The following is a 19,336-nucleotide window of genomic DNA, read 5'->3' as shown; positions in this document are numbered from 1 at the left end:
AGATCATTTGTTGTATAATAATATTTTATTGTAACGATTCTTATATTAAATTTGCTTACAATCTTTCCTGTTCTGCAGTTTTCTTTATTGTTTTTGCATTTTTCACAGACTGATTCCCAAAATTGAATTTCAAAGAAAGTGTGAAACTCTGGGTATCCCGGTAATCTATAAAATAATTATCCTGATTAGCATATTTTGTACTTATTTTTTCCTGTGAAGTTTTAAAAATATCATTAAACAAAAGGCTTGCTTCCAGTTTTTTATTAAAGAATTTTTTATTGACCACCAGATATGTTGCAGAAGATTCTGAGATCCTGAAAGTTCCCTGTATCCCCGGAGAATAATAGCGGTGTCCGATTTCCATTTTCCAATCGCTGTTTTTATCGAGTGTAAAACTCGTTGAGATATTGGATGCTAAGTTCCAGACTCTGTTTTTATAGATTACTCCATCGATTCCCTTGAAATAATTCTCATTATGCTCAAGATTTTCAGACACAATAATATTCCACCATGGCTTGACCTGAAAGTTTTTGTAAAGGCTTAATCCAAAAGCTTCTCCTTTCTCAATATTTGTAAAATAATAGATAAGGCTGTTGGTACTCGGCTCCTGATAGGAGATTTCCATGGATGGATAGATTTCTTTTCGGTAATATAAATCCACATTCCACTCTTTCCAGGAATAGGTGAGATTCAGATTGTGCGTGATGGTAGCCTTTAACTTTGGATCGCCCTGATAGTAGGAAAACAGGTTATAATAAGATTTCGCAGGATTCAGCCATGAATAAGAAGGTCTGCTGATTCTTTTCCCATAAGAAAATCCGAATTCCTGCTTATTTTCTGTGGTATACTGTACATAAAAAGTAGGAAAAAACTTCCAGTAATTGTTTTTATTCAGCTCATAGGGCTCAGAGACCACCCCTTCAAGATCTGTCATTTCTGCACGGAGACCTCCTTTGAAATTCCACTTTCCAATATTGTAGGCTAATGAAGAGTACAGGGCAAAATTATGTTCTTTATAATCAAAAACACTGCTCTTTTCCGGTCTGTATTGCAATTCTCCATTCTCGTTATCTGAGAAATCAAGCTTACTGTTTGTCTTTACAAAACTGTACTTTGCTCCAGATTCCAGCTCCAGTTGATCTCCTTTCCACTGATAATCGAATTGAGTGGAATACAGCTGGACATCTGCTTTATTCTTTGTAATAAAATTATCTTCTTTTGGAACCTGTCCTGCGAAGTTCAGATAGGTTATTACATTCTGATATTTATCTGCATTGTTACCTGTAAAATAATTGATCCAGGTAAGGCTGCTTTTCTTATTCAACTTACGGTCTATCTGAAAACTTACGGCGTTATTGATGGAACGTGAACGGTGATCACTGATCGTGGTATAATTTGATTCTACGATATCCTGCTGATTATAGATTAAAGTAGGCACATTGTAGACCCCGAAGGATTTTGGAGAAAAATACCCTGAGTAGTTGAGGCTAATATTGGTCAGGCTGTCCAATTCATATTCCGCATTAAAATTCAGGGTATTCTGGTTATTGTTTTTATCCTTCCTGTTCATTGTACTGATCCATCGGGTTTGACTTTCCGGGTAGTTCACATAATCTGTTCCTTCCCGGTAGTATGTCCCCAATCCTCTATAATAGCTTCCCATAAGAGAAAGTTTATTCTTTTTATAATATTGGGAAATCCCAAAGACACCTTTCGCATATTGTGTCTGTATATATTTGGAGGAGAGAATTCCGCGATAGCCTTCAATTTTATTTTTCTTCAGGACGATATTCAGTACAGCACTCCCTGACGCTTCATATTTTGCAGGCGGATTGGTAATCACCTCCACCGATTTCACTTCGTCTCCCTGCGTATTTTCCAGGAGGTTTTTGAGCTCATCCCCCGTCAACATTACTTTTTTATCATTAATGGTCACCAGAATTCCCGTACTTCCCTTTACACTTAATGCACTGTTGCTGATCGTAACACCGGGTGTATTTTTTAAGATTTCCCAGGCATTGAGCGAAGAAATATTACTGTTTTCCACATTAAATTCCAGACGGTCTACCTTTCTTTTCACCAGAGGTTTACGTTTCGTCATAACCACTCCTTCTATTTCGTGAGATTCTTTTTTAAGAATGATATTCAGAGGTTCAGGTTCTTTTAAATCCAGTTTTTTCTCAAATAAAGAATATCCCTGATTTTTAACTATCAGTTTTGCATCCTGTTTTTCTATGCCCTCCAGTACAAACTTCCCGTTTTCATCCGTTTTTAATTCTTTGATCAATGCATTCTGAGAGTTATATACTTCTATCTTTACGAAAGAAAGTTTTTCATTTTCGGTGTTCATCACTATACCTTCAGCTTTTTGTTGCTGGGCAGAAATCAAAGCCGGGAAACACAGAAGAAAAAGAATTTTATACATGGTTGTTTTTTTTATCCGCTCAAACAAAAACTATTGTTCCGTTCTATGGGTACAAAATTCTATATTGGCTGTGAAAAATACGGTTAATAGAAGGTTAATGATGGGTTAATGCATTTCTGTCCTACCATCACGGGCCTCAGATAAAGGGATGAAACTGTTTTTTTGAGGATTTAAGCCTATGGTTAATGGAAGGTTAATAATAAAATAATCAATTCCTGAAAATGACTAAAGTTTTATCTTTGTTTTAATGATAGCCAAGAGTAAAATTCTGATTCCGGTTTTTGCCACTCTGTTCCTTCTTTTACTGGGAATACAGGTTTACTTTATGTATAAAACCTATCAGGTAAAAGAGAGAGAAATCTACAGGACAATACAGTCTCCTCTCAGAGATTATACTGATGAACTGGAAGATAACGGCGGTGCAAAAAAAACTGACGATGATTCTTTACAATCTTTTTTCATCCGCTACAACAATAAGGAAATCAGTAAAAAAGATTTTCTGAATTTTTTCGAAGAAAACAGAAAGCAGACGATGGAAATATTCAGTAATCATGTTGACAGTATGTTTAGAAAAGAAGGGTACAGAATTGCTGTAAAAATAGAATACCTGTCTGTTTCTTTCATGCCGGATAATATCAATCTTCTGGACAACCCCATTGTGCTGTATGAAACGAAAAACAAAATAATAAATCCCGAAATTTTAAGCCGGGGAAAATGGGAAACAACTTCAACTTCAAAAATCAATCGTAAGACCAGAAAAAATAATGTTTTCCTGGTAAGAAGCAGAACCAGTATTGAAATATTAAATATTAAAAGTATTGTTTTCAAAGAACAGGCATTGCTCTTTCTGTCTTGTATTGCGATTTTATCCTTTGTTCTGATGCTGTATATTTTTACAGTTAAAAATCTGGCTGCCCAGCAAAAACAGGTGGAAGTTCTCCACAACATTGTGGATAATATTTCACACGAGTTTAAAACTCCGATAGCTACTTTAAAAATAGCATCAAGAGCATTAAAGAAAGAGTGGAATCCGGAAACACTTCCTCTTATTGACCGCCAGATTTCAAGGCTGGAAAGCCTGATGTCTCAGCTTCACAAGGACGAAATACCTGATGAAATGGTTGAAATACAACCTGAAGACTGGAGTTTTTTCATTCAGGATCTTGCGGTTACTTATCCTGATACTGATTTTAGAGTTAAAAACTCCATCTTACAAAAGCTGCCTTTTGATAAAAACCTGATGGAAACGGTGATTAAAAACCTGTGTGAAAACAGTGTAAAATATGGCGCTTCTGTTGTTGCAATAAATCTTAAGTCAAATTTCCAACATCTGGAAATCGAGGTTTCTGACAATGGTCAGGGCATAGAAAAGAAAGAGCTCAATAATATTTTTGAAAAATTCTACAGAATACAGCACAAAAACATTCACAACAGCAAGGGGCTTGGATTAGGGCTTTATTTCGTAAAAAAAATCATTGCTTATTACGGTGGAAAGATTGATGTTTCCAGCCAGCTTCATACAAGCAGTACTTTTAAAATATCAATTCCTTATGAAAACTAAAATCCTTCTGGCAGAAGATGATCCAGATTTCGGAATGATCCTGAAGCAGTATCTTGAACTGGAAGATTTTGAAGTCATTTGGTTTCAGAATCCGAAAGATGTCATTCCATTACTTCATAATGATTTTCCTTTTCATATAGGAATTCTGGATGTGATGATGCCGAATATAGATGGTTTCTCACTGGCAAAAATGATTTTGAATAAAAAAAATAATTTCCCATTGTTGTTTTTAACAGCCAAAAACCAAAAAATAGACCGTCTGACCGGGTTGAAAATAGGAGCTGATGATTATATTGCCAAACCCTGCGATCCTGAAGAGCTCGTTTTACGGATCAGAAATATTCTGAAGAGAAGTCTTCCTGGTGTTGCAGAAACCCAAATAAAAATAGGGGAATTTTCCCTGGATACTACCAAACTTCTGTTGTCACATCCTAACGGAAACAACCGCCTGACCATACGGGAACAGGAATTACTGCTGTATCTTCTAAAGCACAACCGAGCTATTATTACAAGGGATGATATACTGGACAATCTTTGGGAAACCAATGATTATTTTACCGGCAGGAGTCTTGATGTGTTCATCAGCAGGCTGCGTAAGTACTTCAACAGTGATCCCCAAATAAAAATCCAATCCCTGAGAGGAATTGGATTTGAAGTTGATTTTCCAACCAAGTGATTTTTTATAGCGACAGATGTACAATCACCGGGAAATGGTCTGACGGGTACAAAAGATTTTCTCTTCTGTCATTGATGTGTCGGTGAGATCTTATTGTAAAGCCTTGCGTAAAAATATAATCGATTCTGTCTTTCGGGACTGTATTGACATCAAAAGCAGTGAAAGTTCCTACCGGACCATAATGTTTCGTTTCAGAATGGTAAAAAGTATCTTTCATATTCTGGGAAAGAATTTTAATCGGTTCTGAATCATCTGTCAGGTTAAAATCTCCGCTCAGTGTCACCGGAAGGTTCTTTGGATTGAGTTCTTTGATCTTTTTCAGGATCAATTCGGAAGATTTCACTCTTGCCACATTTCCAATATGATCGAAATGAAGATTCATTGCAAGGAATTCTTTTTTCGATTTTTTATCTTTAAATACTGCATAGGTGCAGATTCTGTTCAGTGCAGCATCCCAGCCTTTTGAAGGTTTTTCCGGAGTTTCAGATAACCAGAATGTGCCTGATTTTACGACATCAAGTCTGTTGGTATCATAAAAAATAGCTGAAAACTCTCCTTTTTCTTTACCATCGTCTCTTCCTACTCCTATATAATCATAATTCTTTAATCCTGCCTTAATATCTTTCATCTGCTCAGGAAGTGCTTCCTGTACGCCGAAATAATCAGGATGGTAATAGGTTAGTAAATCTGCAACGTCCTGCTTCCTCTTCGGCCATGCATTGTCTTTATCTGACTCTACATTCAGCCTGATGTTAAAACTCATTACGGTAAGGTCCTGTGAAAATCCCAATGCAAAAAGCATCAGGAATACCATTGAAAATCTGAAATTCATATGTTATGTTATCAATAAGAAAACAAAAATAAAACTTCTCTTTGACAGAGAAGCCTGATTTATATGATTATATTGTTAAATTATCTTTTTCTTCTTCTACAGATATAAAATATGCCTGAAATTCAGTTTCAGAAACCGGCAATGCACTTTCAAGTTTCACAACGCCAATGGTTTTATAATGGGCCGCAAGTTTGATCTCTTTATTTTTAAGAAGGATTTCAAGCTCTTTAAAATTGATGTCTTTTTTTAAAACTGCCAGATAAGTTTTCATAAGTATACCTGTATTAAACCATTTCCTATATCTCTGTATTTTATGCCTTCAACCGGCCTTGCTTTATGTTCAATAAGCTCCCAGATTTCTTTGGCTGATTTTTCAGGAAACTGCTCCATATATAAGGCTGCAAGCCCTGAAACATGTGGTGCAGCCATACTGGTACCGCTCATTGTATAATAAAAATTGTTTTTGTTCTTTGCATTTTTAGGATAGGCGCTTACAATATCCACTCCGGGAGCACAGACATTGATACTTCCACCGGTAGATGGGTTAAGCCCTGCATTTGAAAATCTTGCGATCTTCATCTGGCTGTCAATAGCTCCTACAGCCATAATCGATTTTGAATTGGCAGGCATTGAAACGGGCTGTGGAATCTGCGGTCTGTTGCTGTCATTTCCTGCAGCTGCTATAATAAGACAGTTATTTTCCAACGCTCTTTCCCCAATGGTTTCAAAAAGAACAGAAGGCTGGTCGTCAAGCTTCACCGGACATGCCAGCGATAATGACAGTATTCTGAACTTCTTCGTAATCGCCCAGTCTATTGCATCAATCACACTGCTGGTAGTACCTCTTCCGTTATCAGCCAATACTTTTGCTATTTTCAGGTTGGAATCCTTAGCTACTCCATAACGTTTTCCGGTATCACTTCTTACGTTTCCGGTGGCAATTCCTGCACAGTGTGTACCATGTCCGTTAGGATCCCTGTTCCAGTCTTCACCATCTATGAAAGATTTGCCTTCAATTTCTTCAGATGAAAAATCGGGATGGGAGGTTTCAAGGCCTGTATCAAGAATACAGATATCAATTCCTTTTCCTGTGTAATGAGTATTTTCTAAACCTATTGCCTGTAATCCCCATTCCATCTCAGTGAATGATTTTTGAGGTAAAGGCTTGCTGGTCATATATTTTTCAAGCTCTGAAATTTTTTCTGCCAGCCCTGCAGACTGTTTTTTAAGTTCGTTGATCAGCTGCAGTTCATCTGCCGGAAAAAACTCACGTTCTTTTTCATAGTAAACTATAGAATTGGATTCATCTTTAACGGCGCTTTTCAATTGTTCTTCATCCATATGATCCACGACAAGAACTCCAAGATTTTTATAAAGCACACTGTTATCCTGATCGATCACTTCATAGGAACGGTTTTCTTTGGAAAGAAATTCTGATGAAGTAATACTCACTTCCAGTTCTTTCTCTATTTTTTTGAGCGATGTCTTCTGCTGATCTTTCAGCAATACAATATATCTTCCGGTTTCCATAAGGTTCTTTTTTAAATTAACTTCAGAAATATTTTTTCCAGAATAAGGAAAATATCTTCAGGAATAATGGTCAGCCTGAGCTTCTTATTAATTCCGGATATGGCTGTATTCTGCTCAGCCAGCGAAGTCCAGAAACGTTCAATTTTAGGAACAGAATTCATTTCTTTTAATTTTTCATCATCAAGAATCCCGTTCTGATACAGGGATACAATGATTCCCGAAATAAGCTCTTCCGCCTCCTCAAGCTTTTTATTTTCCCTGGTATATATTTCCATCAGAATTCCATAAATACTTTCCATTCCGTTGAATGAAAATCCTCCGAGAATTTCACGTCTTCCAGTTAGTATTTTCTCCATTTTTATAGGATTAAAACCTCTTTTAACGGTTGCAATCATATTCATAATTTTCAGCACTTCAGATTCGTGGCTGGTGTTTCCTTTTGTACGGAAATACTCCAGCACTTCGTTGAGAAATACATCAAGACGGGCATCAAAGTCAAATGATTTCGACAGATAGAGCGTCTGAATTTCATTGAAATGCTCCAGCAGTTCTTTGATTTTCTGTACCGTAAAGTGAATAAGTTCCTGCATTACTCAAAAGTTATCTGTTCTATTTCATTACCGTCTTTATCTTTGTAGGAGACAATCCTGATTCCTTCTTCTTCCATTTCCACATGGAGATTGATAAACAGCTTATCTTTATCTTCCGCTGCGCTGGTATTGGGATCTATGTAAATATTATTCAGCTTCGCATTCACCAGCGTATATTTATTCAGGAGAACCTTTGAAAAAATTTCTTTCAGCTCATCAGTTTCTTCTGTTGTTCCTTCCTGAGGCCTGAAGATTCCGGAATTAAGAAGCTGGACTTTTTTCCTGAGATCCAGCTTTAGAACTTCTGCAGAAGGGAGCTTACCGAATTTCTGATCATTTTTTTCCAGTGTATTGAACAGCGTTTTGAACTCCTCGGTCTGGAGCTGTCTTTTACTGATTTCAGGAATATTCAGGTTTTTCTCTTTGTTTGCCAGGTGGATTCTCTCATTTATTTCGGTAACGAACTGATCCTGGTTCAGCTTAAAATTATATTTGGAATCTGAATCGATATCCGTTATTTTGATGGGAATATCCATCTTTACACTGGGCAGTGCATATCTCGGGACCTTAAAATACTTAAGATATTCATGACGGGCATATTCTTTGGCAATAAGAACAGCATTCTCGTCAGCTTTTTTACGAGCCTGAATTATCTCATTGTTGAGATAATCCAGGTAATCTGATAATTTTATCATTTTTCGTAAAATGTTTTATTGTGAAAGAAGTCCAAGTACTTTTTCAAGTCCTGCAGGCATTTCATCATTGGTTGCGCGTACTTTTACCCCAAGAGAATATTCTTTTTCCACTTTGATTCCTGTACTGGAAGTTCTTTTATAGGAAACATCCACTTTGAATTTCACAGGCCCCCAGCCACCGGATACTCCTGCATTGATACCGAACTCGTCACTTACATCTTTGGTGTATGTAGAATTAAGTTTCACATTAAAGTCTACTTCACAGGTTTCAATTCTGAAGCTCGGAACATTCAGCAGCGCAATAAAAGGCACTGAAATTTCCACATCATTAGGAATCGTCTTAGGGTTGGTATCACTTACTGGCTCATCTTCTTTAAAATCCGGATTGGGAATATTTTTTTTGTATTTGAACTCTGCCATTCTCAGTTTTTTAGCACTTGCTGCATTGGCAGGATCTGTAAGCTCAAAACCGACTTCATTGATGAAATTAACGGTAGCTATAGAAGCGTTGGACTGCGCTTTTACACAGGCATCCAAAGGTCCGCCAATAATGGTGGCAAAGTCAATACTTCCCAGTTCTGCAGCAAAATCTGCGCTGGCAGCATCTGAAGTTCTGAAGATCTCATCATCGGCAGCCATTTTTCCGGCAATAAGCTTCATAATTTCTGAAGAGGCACCGGAAAAAGATTTTTCCCACTTTTCATCATAATTCTTTTTGAATTCATCTACAATCGCTAACAACTCCTTATTGGTTAATGAACTCAATTCTGAAGTTTCGATTCCTGATACTTTTTCATAGACCGCTGGGGTCAGTACTTTTTCTACTCCTGATAAGAGATCAATTAACTCATTTTTTGTTTTTTTAGCGTGGCTTGCTTCAAGCACTGATTTTAATGTTTCCATGTTTTTTGTTTTTGATTAATATTGTGGGACAAAATTATATCACTGATAGACAAAACATTTCAGGAGAACACCTCTACTTGTTCAGGAAAAACACCCTAAAAAATAAAAGCCTGAACTTACGGTTGTAAATTCAGGCTTTTGTGATGCATATTACATATGTCTATTTGTATAAACGCAAAGATGATAATGAATTCTTATTATTCTTAAGTAAGCTAAGAAAGCAACAAAGTTGCTGATGAAGCTGTATGGATATGCTTACGCTTAGAAAGAATCAATAAAGTTGATTCCATCTTTGCTCCCTTAAAAATTCAGCATTAAATTTTAATCTTTGCGTTAAATTTAAAGGTAATTATATACAATTTTACATTAATCTGCTATCTTACTTATTATTATCACTCTGTCATTCTGAATGTAACGCAGTGAAATGAAGAATCCAGGTTTTATGTGAGATTCTTCCTTCGTCAGAATGACAATGGCGTAATTGTATATAGTCGGCAATTTAAATAGATTCAACGTTTCTATGCCGGCTTTTTACTGTTGTTTTCCAGATTGACATCAGGAACTACGGAATCCGGATCAAGCTTTACCTCATCTATTTCCTTTTTAGAATCCACTTTGAATGTCCATTCCGTATTTCTTTTCCAAACCTCAACAGGAATTTTCACGATCTGGGCTGTTCCATCTTTGAATCTGATCTGTACTGTTGTAGGCATTGGCAGCTGACCAATATTTTCAACCGTAATCTGAACTCCGTTTTTAAAGTCTCCGTTAACATATTGTACATTTTTAACCGACTGATCAATTTTCCATCTATTAAAGAACCATCCTCTCCAGAACCAGTTCAGCTCTTCTCCGGAAACATTTTCCATCGTGTGGAAGAAATCCCATGGTGTTGGATGTTTAAAAGCCCAGCGGTCTATATAGGTTCTGAATGCTTTGTCAAACTTTTCAGGTCCCAGAATGGCTTCTCTTAGAACTTCTAATCCTGTTCCCGGTTTAAAATAAGCCAAGGCTCCGATGCTTCTTTCTTTCATATTATCCGGTCCTACCATTACAGGTTCCAGATTGTCATTCAGAAGGTAAACTCCTGATCTTGCCAGATTTGGTTTACGGTAATATTCCCCTTTATTGAAGGCTTCGGTGGAAAGTCCGTTGATAAAAGTGTTAAATCCTTCATCCATCCATGCAAACAATCTTTCATTAGAACCAACAATCATAGGGAACCAGTTGTGTCCGAACTCATGATCCGTAACGCCCCAAAGATCTTCCCCTTTGGAATCCATATGACAGAAAACAATTCCCGGATATTCCATTCCGCCTTCGTTTCCTGCTATATTGGTGGCTGCAGGATAAGTATATTCATACCATTTTTTTGAGTAATGTTCTATAGCTGCCTTTGTATATTCTGTAGATCTTCCCCATGCTTTATCACCGGCACTTTCTACAGGATAAGCTGAAATAGCCAAAGATTTCTTGCCACTTGGCAAATTGATTTTTGCAGCATCTAAAATGAATCCTGCAGATGAAGCCCATGCAAAATCTCTGGTCTGATTAATTTTAAATTTCCAGGTCTTTGTGCCGGATGCTTTATTTTTACCGATTTCAGACTCGGGACGGATCATTACCGTTTTATCACTGTTTCTGGCCTCATTCCATCTGCTGATTTCTTCTTTGCTATACACCTCTTTTTCATTCAGAAGTTCTCCGGATGCTACGACATAATGATTAGCCGGAACGGTAATATTGGCTGTGATATTTCCATATTCCAGATAAAACTCCGAAGCTCCAAGGTACGGAAGCGTATTCCAGCCCATCACATCATCATACACGCACATTCTCGGATACCATTGTGCGATGGTAAAAATTTTACCATTTTTGGTCTCCTGAACTCCCATCCTGTCCGAACCGTAATCCGGAGAAACAAAAGAGTATTCGATTTCTATTTTGGCAACTCCTCCATTGGCTTTTAGCTCTTTCGGAAGATCAATCTGCATTCTTGTATCGGTAATGGTATATTTTATTTCTTTACCATCAAGCCTGACTGATTTAATCGTATATCCACCATTAAATTCTTCTCCATGAGCACCATTTCTGCTACCTGAAAGCGGAACTACACCATTTCCTCTGGAATCTTTTGCAAACAGATTCTGATCCAGCTGCAGCCAGAGAAAACCTAATTTATCAGGACTGTTGTTGGTATAGGTAATCTGCGCTGTACCGGTAATCTCTTTTTTGTCTTCATTCAGGCTTACATTCAAATGGTAATCTGCTGAATTCTGCCAGTAAGCATGTCCCGGCTGCCCACTTGCGGAACGGGTTGCCGTACCCGTCTGCGGGTAGAAGAATGGCTTAAATGCTTCTACATAATCGTATTTCGGAGTCTGCTGTGCATAGGCAGATCCTGTGAACAGTACTACTGCAAGCGTCGAAACAAGGGTTGGAAGTTTAAAATTCATTTTGAAAAAGTATTATTTACTGTATAGGTAAAAAAAAATCCCGGATTTGTTACATATCCGGGAACTTTTTTAATATAAATTTAATTTAATTTGACTTTTTTGCTTTAATCATGGCTTCCAAAGCATCCCACATTTCACGAGGAATTGCTTCAAGCATATTGAATTCTCCGGCACCCTGAAGCCATTCGCCTCCATCAATGGTTACCACTTCACCATTCATATAGGCTGAATAATCAGAAACCAGATAAGCGGCAAGGTTGGCCAGCTCCTGATGTTCTCCTACTCTTCTCAACGGAACTTTCTTTTTCATATCAAATTTCTCCTGAAGGTCTCCCGGAAGAAGTCTGTCCCAGGCTCCTTTTGTTGGGAAAGGTCCCGGAGCAATGGCATTGAAACGGATTCCGTATTTTGCCCATTCTACAGCCAGTGATCTGGTCATCGCCAGAACTCCTGCCTTTGCACAGGCTGATGGCACTACATAGGCAGAACCTGTCCATGCATATGTTGTTACAATGTTCAGTACAGTTCCCGGAGTTTTAGAATCTATCCAGTGTTTTCCTACAGAAAGTGTACAGTTTTTCGTTCCTTTTAAAACAATATCAAGGATAGAGTCAAAAGCAGAGTGAGTGAGTTTTTCTGTTGGAGAGATGAAGTTTCCGGCAGCATTATTCAATAAAATATCAATCTTCCCGAATTCTTTCAATGTGGCCTCTTTCATGGCTTCCACCTCATCCCAGTTTCTAACATCACAAGCTACACAAAGAACTTTACCTCCTGTTTCGTCTTCCAGTTCCTTAGCTGTAGCCTGCAGCTTTTCCAGGTTTCTGGAGGTAATCACTACTTTGGCACCCAGTTCAAGAAAGTATTTTGTCATCGCTTTTCCAAGACCGCTTCCGCCTCCTGTTACAATTGCTACTTTATCTTTCAGTGCACCTTCGCGCAGCATAGGTTGTGTATATAGACTCATAAAATATTTTTTCTTAAAAATAATAAATATTGAAATGCAATCCCTTAAAACAGGTTGATAAATAATGCTACAAATAATTATTCTTTACATTATTCATCAAATCATCACTTTGTTTAAAAAAAATAGCCTGATAATTTCTACCAGACTATTTTTTATTTTCTAAAACAATATATTAAGATGCTGTAACCACTCCTTTGAACGAAAGTGTTTTAGGAGTTTTACTGTCACTGGTCGTAACGTTTACAGTCTTCATAAACGGACCTGCCGCTGCTGCGTTATAACTGGCTTCTACAAATCCTTTTTTTCCCGGCTGGATAGGTGTTTTTGTATAGTCTGCTGTAGTACATCCGCATGAAGGGGCTACGTTTTGTATAATAATCGGCTTTGAACTTGTGTTGGTGAATTCAAATCTGATCAGTTTCGGTTTTCCCTGAGGAATATTTCCCACATCAATAGATTCTGATTTCCATTTAATAGCATCAGCTACCATTTTTACAATGGAAGGTGCATCTGTAGAAAGTACATTTGCATAAAACGGAGAGAATGCCAAAACTGCTAAAAGAGCTGTAATTTTTAATTTTTTCATGAGTATAAATTTTAATATTTAAAACTGATTGTTTTCTTTCGGTATCACAAATGTAAAACAGACCGTGATTACAACTTGTTAACCGCTGTCTAACATTTGTTAACGAGTTGTTAATGATAAAAAATAAATAGATATTTTTGGATAATATTGTTTCAGGAAATGAAAATAAAAAGACTCAATATTATAATAACGCTGGGATTTGTTGCTATTATCGGAATTTTAATAGCACAGCTGATGTGGACGATACAGGCTTATAATCTTGAAGATAAAAAATTTAATCAGAAGGTCAACATCGCCTTAATGGAGGTTGCAGAAAAGCTCTCTGGCGGAAAGACATCCTATACAGAAAATCCTGTGCAGAATATTGCGAATGATTATTATGTAGTTAATATTAATAATGAATTTCATCCCGTGGTTCTGGAATATTATCTGAAGACAGAATTTACCCGCTTCCAGATCAATACAGATTATGTATATGCATTGTACAACTGTCACAGTGATAAAATGGTGTACGGAAAATATATGACATCCCATCAGGAAAAACCGGGCAACAAAGTGATCAATTTTCCGAAGCATAAAAACCTGATCTATTACTTTTCCATACGCTTTCCTGATAAGACGACTTATCTGATCAGCTCCTTAAGATTCTGGTACCTTCTTACATTTGCTCTTATTATCATTCTTCTGGTATATGTATATTCTATCTATACCATTATTCAGCAAAAGAAGTTTTCAGAATTGCAGCGTGATTTTATCAACAATATGACTCACGAATTTAAAACGCCTTTATCATCCATTTTGCTGGCGTCAGAAGCACTTAATAAACAGGATCAGGTACAGGATAATTCAAAACTGCAGACCTACACTTCCATTATTATCGACCAAAGTCATAAACTTAATAATCACATTGAAAAAATATTGAATATTGCTAAAAACGATGCCGCAGGATTATCGTTAAAACCTCAGAAAATTCTATTGCTTCCTTTTATTCAGGAAATTGCAGACAATATTCAGCATAAGAATAAAGACCTTAACATTGAGATTGATATTGAAAACAGCACTTCGGTAATGGCTGATGAATTTCACTTCACCAATATTATTTACAACCTTTTGGATAACTCTGTCAAATATTGTGAAACAAAACCTGTTATTAAAATTTCAGCTTATAAAGATTCAAAAGGATTATATTTAAAGTTTAAAGACAACGGAATGGGAATTCCTGCTAAAAATATTCCTCATATTTTTGATAAATTTTATCGGGTACATACCAAAAGGAGTGAAGAGGTTACTGGTTTTGGACTAGGATTATTTTATGTAAAAAAAATTGTGCAGCAGCACCACTGGAAAATTTTTGTGGAGAATAATGAAGATAAAGGAATAACCACTACGCTTTTCTTTCCGTTTTCAAATAATCATGTGTAAGTATGGAGAAATCTAAAATTTTATATGCAGAAGATGATAAAACAATAGCATTCCTGGTTGAGGACAGCCTGGAAAGTTATTATGACATCAGCTGTTATTCTGACGGTGAATCTGCATTGGAAGCATTTAACAGTCAGAATTTTGACATCTGCCTGCTGGATATTATGATGCCCGGCATGAACGGATTTGAGGTAGCACAACAGATCCGCAGCAAAAATGCTGAAATACCTATTATTTTTATTTCTGCAAAGGCATTAAAAGAAGACAGGATCAAAGGACTTAAAATTGGTGCTGATGATTATCTGGTAAAACCTTTCAGCATTGAAGAGCTGATGCTGAAAATTGAAGTCTTTCTCAAACGCACAAAAAAAACAGATATAGCACCTGCGAAATATAAAGTCGGAAAATATGATTTTGATCCTAAAAATTATACTCTTCAAGGTGTGGAAAATAATATTACCCTTACCCAAAGAGAGTCTGATCTTCTTTTATATTTTATCCGCCATAAAAACCTGGTCGTCAAAAGGCAGGATATCCTGAAGGCAATCTGGGGTGATGACGATTATTTTATGGGAAGGAGCCTCGATGTATTTATTTCCCGATTGCGGAAGGTATTGGCGGAAGAACAGGATGTATTGATTGAAAACCTTCACGGAATAGGCTTCCGTTTTTCCGAGAAAAAGTAATAATAACTCAATTCAAATAAAATAAAGAACAGCAAATGATGATTTTAATTAATTTTAAACTTTGAAAATTGATCATTAATGAAAAATCATAAATATACTGTTTTTCTATTCCTTTTATTTTTAAGTGTACATTTTAAGGCTCAGAAATTCGAGAAATTAATCAGGTATGTCAACCCTCTGATCGGAACCGAAAAAATGGGGCATACCTATCCGGGAGCTACTGTTCCTTTTGGTGCTGTACAGCTAAGTCCTGAAACAGACACTATCTCTTACGAGCTTAATGGAAAATACAATGGTGAGGTTTATAAATACTGTGCCGGTTACCGTTATGAAGATAAAACCATTGTAGGCTTCAGCTCTACTCATTTCAGCGGTACAGGACATTCTGATCTCGGAGATTTTCTGGTAATGCCTACGGTAGGAAAACTCCAGCTGAATCCGGGAACTGCTTCCCATCCTGAAAATGGTTACAGAAGCAGATTTTCGCATCAGAACGAAACTGCAGAAGCCGGATACTACAAAGTAAAACTGGATGATCACAATATTCTTGCAGAGCTGACAGCAACACCAAGAGTGGGAATTCACCGTTATACTTTCCCAAAATCTGACCAGGCTCACATTATTCTGGATCTGATGGCCGGAATTTATAATTATGACGGAAAAAATGTCTGGACCTACGTTCGTGTGGAAAATGGAAATACTATCACAGGTTACAGGCAGACCAATGGCTGGGCAAGAACCAGAACAGTTTATTTCGCCATGAAATTTTCAAAACCTTTTAAATCTTACGGTCAGCAGAACTATGATGAAAAACAGGTTTACAAAGGATTCTGGAGAAAATTCGACCAGAATAAGAACTTCCCTGAAATTGCAGGTAAGAACCTAAAAATGTATTTTGATTTTGACACCAATGAAAATGAAGCGATCGAAATAAAGCTTGCTATTTCGCCGGTAAGCCAGACCAATGCTTTAGAAAACATGGACAAAGAAGCGGGCAATATTACCTTTGATCAGGCTAAAGCTCAAGCCCAGGAAAATTGGAATAAGGAATTAAATAAAATTCTCATCAAAGGTTCTGATACAGAAAAGACAAATTTTTATACAGCCATGTATCATACCTTTATTAATCCTACGACTTATATGGATGTCAATGGTGAATATAAAGGACTGGATCAGAATGTTCATAAAGCAGATGGCTTTACCAACTATACAACCTTTTCTCTGTGGGATACATACCGTACACTTCATCCTTTCTTTAATATCATCCAGCCTAAAAGAAATGGCGATATGGTAAAATCCATGATGGCTCATTATAATCAATTTTCAATGAAAATGCTGCCAATATGGTCACATTATGCGAATGATAACTGGTGTATGAGCGGCTACCACAGTGTAAGTGTAGTGGCTGACGCTATTATTAAAGGAAATTATGACGGTGATCCTGAAGAAGCCTTAAAAGCCTGCATAGAAACAGCTAACAAAAGAAATTACGAGGGTATCGGGCAGTATATTGATCTCGGATATATTCCGGCCGAGAAAAACGGAACTTCTGTTTCCAATACATTAGAATATGCCTATGATGACTGGGCAATTGCTCAGCTGGCAAAGCATTTAAACAAAACAGAAATCTACAATCAGTTTATAAAACGGTCTGAAAACTGGAAAAATAATTTTGACAAAACCATCGGCTTTATGCGCCCACGTCTGGCAGACGGAAGTTTTAAGAAAGATTTTGATGTCTTAAGTACCCATGGGCAAGGCTTTATTGAAGGAAATTCCTGGAACTACAGTTTCTTTGTTCCGCAAAATCCGGATGAGCTGATTACGATGATGGGCGGAAAGAAAAAATTTGCGTCCAAACTGGATGAACTGTTTACCATGCATTTACCTGATGAATTCTTTGCAGATACTGAAGATATTACCCGTGAAGGAATTATTGGTGGATATGTTCACGGAAATGAACCGGCTCACCATGTTGCGTATTTTTATAACTGGGCCGGACAACCATGGAAAGCACAGGCACAGATCCGCCGTATTCTGGAAATGCAGTACAAAGCAACACCGGATGGCCTGGGCGGAAATGATGATGCCGGACAAATGAGCGCCTGGTATATTTTAAGTTCATTAGGCTTTTATCCTGTTGCTCCGGGATCAGAAAACTATTCTATCGGAAGCCCTGCCATTGATCATGCTGTACTGAATCTGGAAAACGGAAAAACTTTTGAAATTGAAGCGATTAATCAAAGTCCGGAAAATGTGTATGTTCAGAAAGTTCTTTTGAATGGAAAAGAAATAAAGAATTTTACACTGAAGCATTCTGAAATTATGAATGGTGGGAAACTTACGTTTTATATGGGAGGTAAGGCAAAAAAGTAAAAAGGCGAGAAAGCAAAAGAAAAACGCTCTACGGCGAAACTGTCGATCAGCGAGATTGCTTATGAGCCGGGATTTTAACATTCACAGTCTTTTAATTAAAATAGGTTTTGGCTAAAGCCAATGGAAGGTTAAATATAAAGTGAGCGGGCTTTAGCCCGCTCTTATTAATCATTATAGTTTCTATTTTGTATGAAGAGAGTTTTTGCGATTTTACCATTTCGCTTTTTTGCCTTTTTACCCTATTAATCCCTCGCTTCAAAAAGCAACCTCTCTCCGAATTTATCTTCTGCAATTTTACCATTATCATACACCAGATGTCCATTGACAAAAGTATGGGTAACTTTCGAATGAAAATTTGTTCCTTCTAATGGACTCCAGCCGCATTTGTACAGTAAATTGTCTTTTGAAACCGTCCAGTCCTGATTTAAATCTACCAAAACAAGATCTGCTTTATAACCTTCCCTTACAAAACCTCTTTTTTCAATTTTAAAAAGAATCGCAGGATTATGAGCCATCTTTTCAACAATTTTCTCAAGGGATATTTTACCGTTCTTATAGTTTTCAAGCATCACCACCAATGAATGCTGTACCAAAGGTGCCCCTGATGGACATTTAGTATACACATTATTTTTTTCCTCTGCCGTATGCGGAGCGTGGTCCGTAGCGATAACATCAATTCTGTCATCCAGTAATGCTTCCCAAAGTGCATCTTTATCTTTTTGAGTTTTTACAGCCGGATTCCATTTGATAAGTCCTCCTTTTTTTTCGTAATCCTCGTTGGTAAAAGTCAGGTGGTGCACACATACCTCAGCAGTGATCTTTTTATCTTTCAAAGGAATATCATTTCGGAAAAGTTCCATTTCTTTTGCTGTCGAAAGATGAAAAACGTGAAGTCTCGCCCCTGTTTTTTTCGCAAGTTCAATAGCTTTGGATGAAGATTTATAGCATGCTTCCTCGCTTCTGATCAGGTGATGGAATTTTACAGGAATATCATCCCCATATTCATCCATATATTTTTGGGTATTGGCTCTGATGGTAGCTTCATCTTCACAGTGAACAGCAATCAGCATTTTGGTATTACTAAAAATATTTTCCAGCGTTTCCGGATTATCAACGAGCATATTTCCTGTAGATGAACCTAAAAATAATTTGATTCCCGGAACATTTCTAGGGTTTGTCTTCAAAACTTCCTCCAGATTATCATTTGTTCCTCCCATCATAAAACCATAGTTGGCATACGCTTTTTGAGAAGCAATCTCATATTTGTCTGCTAATAACTCCTGAGTAACAGCATTGGGAACTGTATTCGGCTGATCGATAAAACTCGTTACCCCACCCGCGATGGCAGCGCGTGATTCACTTTCAATATCTCCTTTATGAGTAAGTCCGGGTTCACGGAAATGTACCTGATCATCAATAACTCCGGGAATAAGATATTTACCTGAACCGTCAATGATCTGATCTGCTTCTTCAGAAATACCAACTCCTATTTTAGAGATTAAATCATTTTCTATTAAGATATCACTTTCAAAAATTTTTCCCTCGTTAACGATATTTACGTTTTTTATAAGAACTTTCATTTCAATTTATTTCCCTGTAAAATTAAGATTTTAAGTTTTAATTCACTCCAA

The 19,336-nt window shown here is 37.1% G+C and carries 16 protein-coding genes; 5 read left to right on the top strand and 11 right to left on the bottom strand.

Annotated elements, in window-relative coordinates; genetic code table 11:
* Window positions 1-55: 55 nt before the first annotated feature.
* A complete protein-coding gene (locus tag EL165_RS19000; protein ID WP_002981796.1) occupies window positions 56-2,425 on the bottom strand; it encodes an outer membrane beta-barrel family protein in 2,370 nt (789 codons plus the stop codon).
* Window positions 2,426-2,672: 247 nt separating this feature from the next.
* Between EL165_RS19000 and EL165_RS18995 the strand changes: the two genes are divergently transcribed.
* Window positions 2,673-3,986, top strand: a complete 1,314-nt coding sequence (locus EL165_RS18995) for a sensor histidine kinase (RefSeq protein ID WP_002981797.1) — start codon at window positions 2,673-2,675, stop codon at window positions 3,984-3,986.
* A complete protein-coding gene (locus EL165_RS18990) occupies window positions 3,976-4,662 on the top strand; it encodes a response regulator transcription factor (protein ID WP_002981798.1) in 687 nt (228 codons plus the stop codon). The genes EL165_RS18995 and EL165_RS18990 overlap by 11 nt, the downstream gene beginning before the upstream one ends.
* A 4-nt stretch (window positions 4,663-4,666) precedes the next feature.
* Here EL165_RS18990 and EL165_RS18985 read toward each other — a convergent pair whose 3' ends face one another.
* From EL165_RS18985 to EL165_RS18945, 9 genes are all read right to left on the bottom strand, one after another.
* Window positions 4,667-5,494, bottom strand: coding sequence for an endonuclease/exonuclease/phosphatase family protein (locus EL165_RS18985; RefSeq protein WP_041461931.1), 828 nt, complete (start codon window positions 5,492-5,494; stop codon window positions 4,667-4,669).
* A gap of 67 nt (window positions 5,495-5,561) precedes the next feature.
* The gene (locus EL165_RS18980; protein ID WP_002981800.1) at window positions 5,562-5,765 is read right to left on the bottom strand and encodes a hypothetical protein; all 204 of its coding nucleotides are present in this window, start codon (window positions 5,763-5,765) and stop codon (window positions 5,562-5,564) included.
* Window positions 5,762-7,024: a S8 family peptidase gene (locus EL165_RS18975; protein WP_002981801.1), complete on the bottom strand. Its 1,263-nt coding sequence runs from the start codon at window positions 7,022-7,024 to the stop codon at window positions 5,762-5,764. Before EL165_RS18975 ends, EL165_RS18980 begins: the two co-directional genes overlap by 4 nt.
* An 11-nt stretch (window positions 7,025-7,035) precedes the next feature.
* Entirely contained in the window at window positions 7,036-7,614 is a 579-nt protein-coding gene (locus tag EL165_RS18970; RefSeq protein ID WP_002981802.1) for a hypothetical protein, read from the bottom strand.
* Window positions 7,614-8,309, bottom strand: a complete 696-nt coding sequence (locus EL165_RS18965; RefSeq protein ID WP_002981803.1) for a hypothetical protein — start codon at window positions 8,307-8,309, stop codon at window positions 7,614-7,616. Before EL165_RS18965 ends, EL165_RS18970 begins: the two co-directional genes overlap by 1 nt.
* Before the next feature lie 15 nt (window positions 8,310-8,324).
* Window positions 8,325-9,212, bottom strand: coding sequence for a DUF2589 domain-containing protein (locus EL165_RS18960; protein ID WP_002981804.1), 888 nt, complete (start codon window positions 9,210-9,212; stop codon window positions 8,325-8,327).
* A 518-nt stretch (window positions 9,213-9,730) separates the two neighbouring features.
* Window positions 9,731-11,668, bottom strand: coding sequence for a M1 family metallopeptidase (locus EL165_RS18955; protein WP_002981805.1), 1,938 nt, complete (start codon window positions 11,666-11,668; stop codon window positions 9,731-9,733).
* Between the two features lie 85 nt (window positions 11,669-11,753).
* Window positions 11,754-12,635, bottom strand: a complete 882-nt coding sequence (locus tag EL165_RS18950; protein ID WP_002981806.1) for an SDR family oxidoreductase — start codon at window positions 12,633-12,635, stop codon at window positions 11,754-11,756.
* A 172-nt stretch (window positions 12,636-12,807) separates the two neighbouring features.
* Complete coding sequence (locus tag EL165_RS18945; protein WP_002981807.1) at window positions 12,808-13,221, bottom strand: DUF1573 domain-containing protein; 414 nt, start codon at window positions 13,219-13,221, stop codon at window positions 12,808-12,810.
* A gap of 159 nt (window positions 13,222-13,380) precedes the next feature.
* Between EL165_RS18945 and EL165_RS18940 the strand changes: the two genes are divergently transcribed.
* The 3 genes from EL165_RS18940 to EL165_RS18930 all read left to right on the top strand — a co-directional run bounded on the left by EL165_RS18940 (window position 13,381) and on the right by EL165_RS18930 (window position 17,705).
* A complete protein-coding gene (locus EL165_RS18940) occupies window positions 13,381-14,643 on the top strand; it encodes a sensor histidine kinase (protein WP_002981808.1) in 1,263 nt (420 codons plus the stop codon).
* Window positions 14,644-14,645: 2 nt separating this feature from the next.
* Window positions 14,646-15,329 (top strand): response regulator transcription factor, encoded by a 684-nt coding sequence (locus EL165_RS18935; RefSeq protein ID WP_002981809.1) that lies wholly within the window; start codon window positions 14,646-14,648, stop codon window positions 15,327-15,329.
* A gap of 78 nt (window positions 15,330-15,407) precedes the next feature.
* Complete coding sequence (locus EL165_RS18930; protein WP_002981810.1) at window positions 15,408-17,705, top strand: GH92 family glycosyl hydrolase; 2,298 nt, start codon at window positions 15,408-15,410, stop codon at window positions 17,703-17,705.
* Between the two features lie 242 nt (window positions 17,706-17,947).
* On the opposite strand, the gene EL165_RS18925 is transcribed toward EL165_RS18930, so the two are convergent.
* On the bottom strand, window positions 17,948-19,285 hold the full coding sequence (locus EL165_RS18925) for a dihydroorotase (RefSeq protein ID WP_126358677.1): 1,338 nt from the start codon (window positions 19,283-19,285) through the stop codon (window positions 17,948-17,950).
* Window positions 19,286-19,336: the final 51 nt, after the last annotated feature.

The sequence above is a fragment of the Chryseobacterium gleum genome (assembly GCF_900636535.1).
GTDB lineage: Bacteria > Bacteroidota > Bacteroidia > Flavobacteriales > Weeksellaceae > Chryseobacterium > Chryseobacterium gleum.
Note: the sequence above shows the minus strand (reverse complement) of the source record. Positions and strands in the feature narration are given on the sequence as shown.

Coding starts and splice junctions, on each gene's coding strand:
- EL165_RS19000 (WP_002981796.1), bottom strand. CDS start 2,425: ATGTATAAAATTCTTTTTCTTCTGTGTTTCCCGGCTTTGATTTCTGCC.
- EL165_RS18995 (WP_002981797.1), top strand. CDS start 2,673: ATGATAGCCAAGAGTAAAATTCTGATTCCGGTTTTTGCCACTCTGTTC.
- EL165_RS18990 (WP_002981798.1), top strand. CDS start 3,976: ATGAAAACTAAAATCCTTCTGGCAGAAGATGATCCAGATTTCGGAATG.
- EL165_RS18985 (WP_041461931.1), bottom strand. CDS start 5,494: ATGAATTTCAGATTTTCAATGGTATTCCTGATGCTTTTTGCATTGGGA.
- EL165_RS18980 (WP_002981800.1), bottom strand. CDS start 5,765: ATGAAAACTTATCTGGCAGTTTTAAAAAAAGACATCAATTTTAAAGAG.
- EL165_RS18975 (WP_002981801.1), bottom strand. CDS start 7,024: ATGGAAACCGGAAGATATATTGTATTGCTGAAAGATCAGCAGAAGACA.
- EL165_RS18970 (WP_002981802.1), bottom strand. CDS start 7,614: ATGCAGGAACTTATTCACTTTACGGTACAGAAAATCAAAGAACTGCTG.
- EL165_RS18965 (WP_002981803.1), bottom strand. CDS start 8,309: ATGATAAAATTATCAGATTACCTGGATTATCTCAACAATGAGATAATT.
- EL165_RS18960 (WP_002981804.1), bottom strand. CDS start 9,212: ATGGAAACATTAAAATCAGTGCTTGAAGCAAGCCACGCTAAAAAAACA.
- EL165_RS18955 (WP_002981805.1), bottom strand. CDS start 11,668: ATGAATTTTAAACTTCCAACCCTTGTTTCGACGCTTGCAGTAGTACTG.
- EL165_RS18950 (WP_002981806.1), bottom strand. CDS start 12,635: ATGAGTCTATATACACAACCTATGCTGCGCGAAGGTGCACTGAAAGAT.
- EL165_RS18945 (WP_002981807.1), bottom strand. CDS start 13,221: ATGAAAAAATTAAAAATTACAGCTCTTTTAGCAGTTTTGGCATTCTCT.
- EL165_RS18940 (WP_002981808.1), top strand. CDS start 13,381: ATGAAAATAAAAAGACTCAATATTATAATAACGCTGGGATTTGTTGCT.
- EL165_RS18935 (WP_002981809.1), top strand. CDS start 14,646: ATGGAGAAATCTAAAATTTTATATGCAGAAGATGATAAAACAATAGCA.
- EL165_RS18930 (WP_002981810.1), top strand. CDS start 15,408: ATGAAAAATCATAAATATACTGTTTTTCTATTCCTTTTATTTTTAAGT.
- EL165_RS18925 (WP_126358677.1), bottom strand. CDS start 19,285: ATGAAAGTTCTTATAAAAAACGTAAATATCGTTAACGAGGGAAAAATT.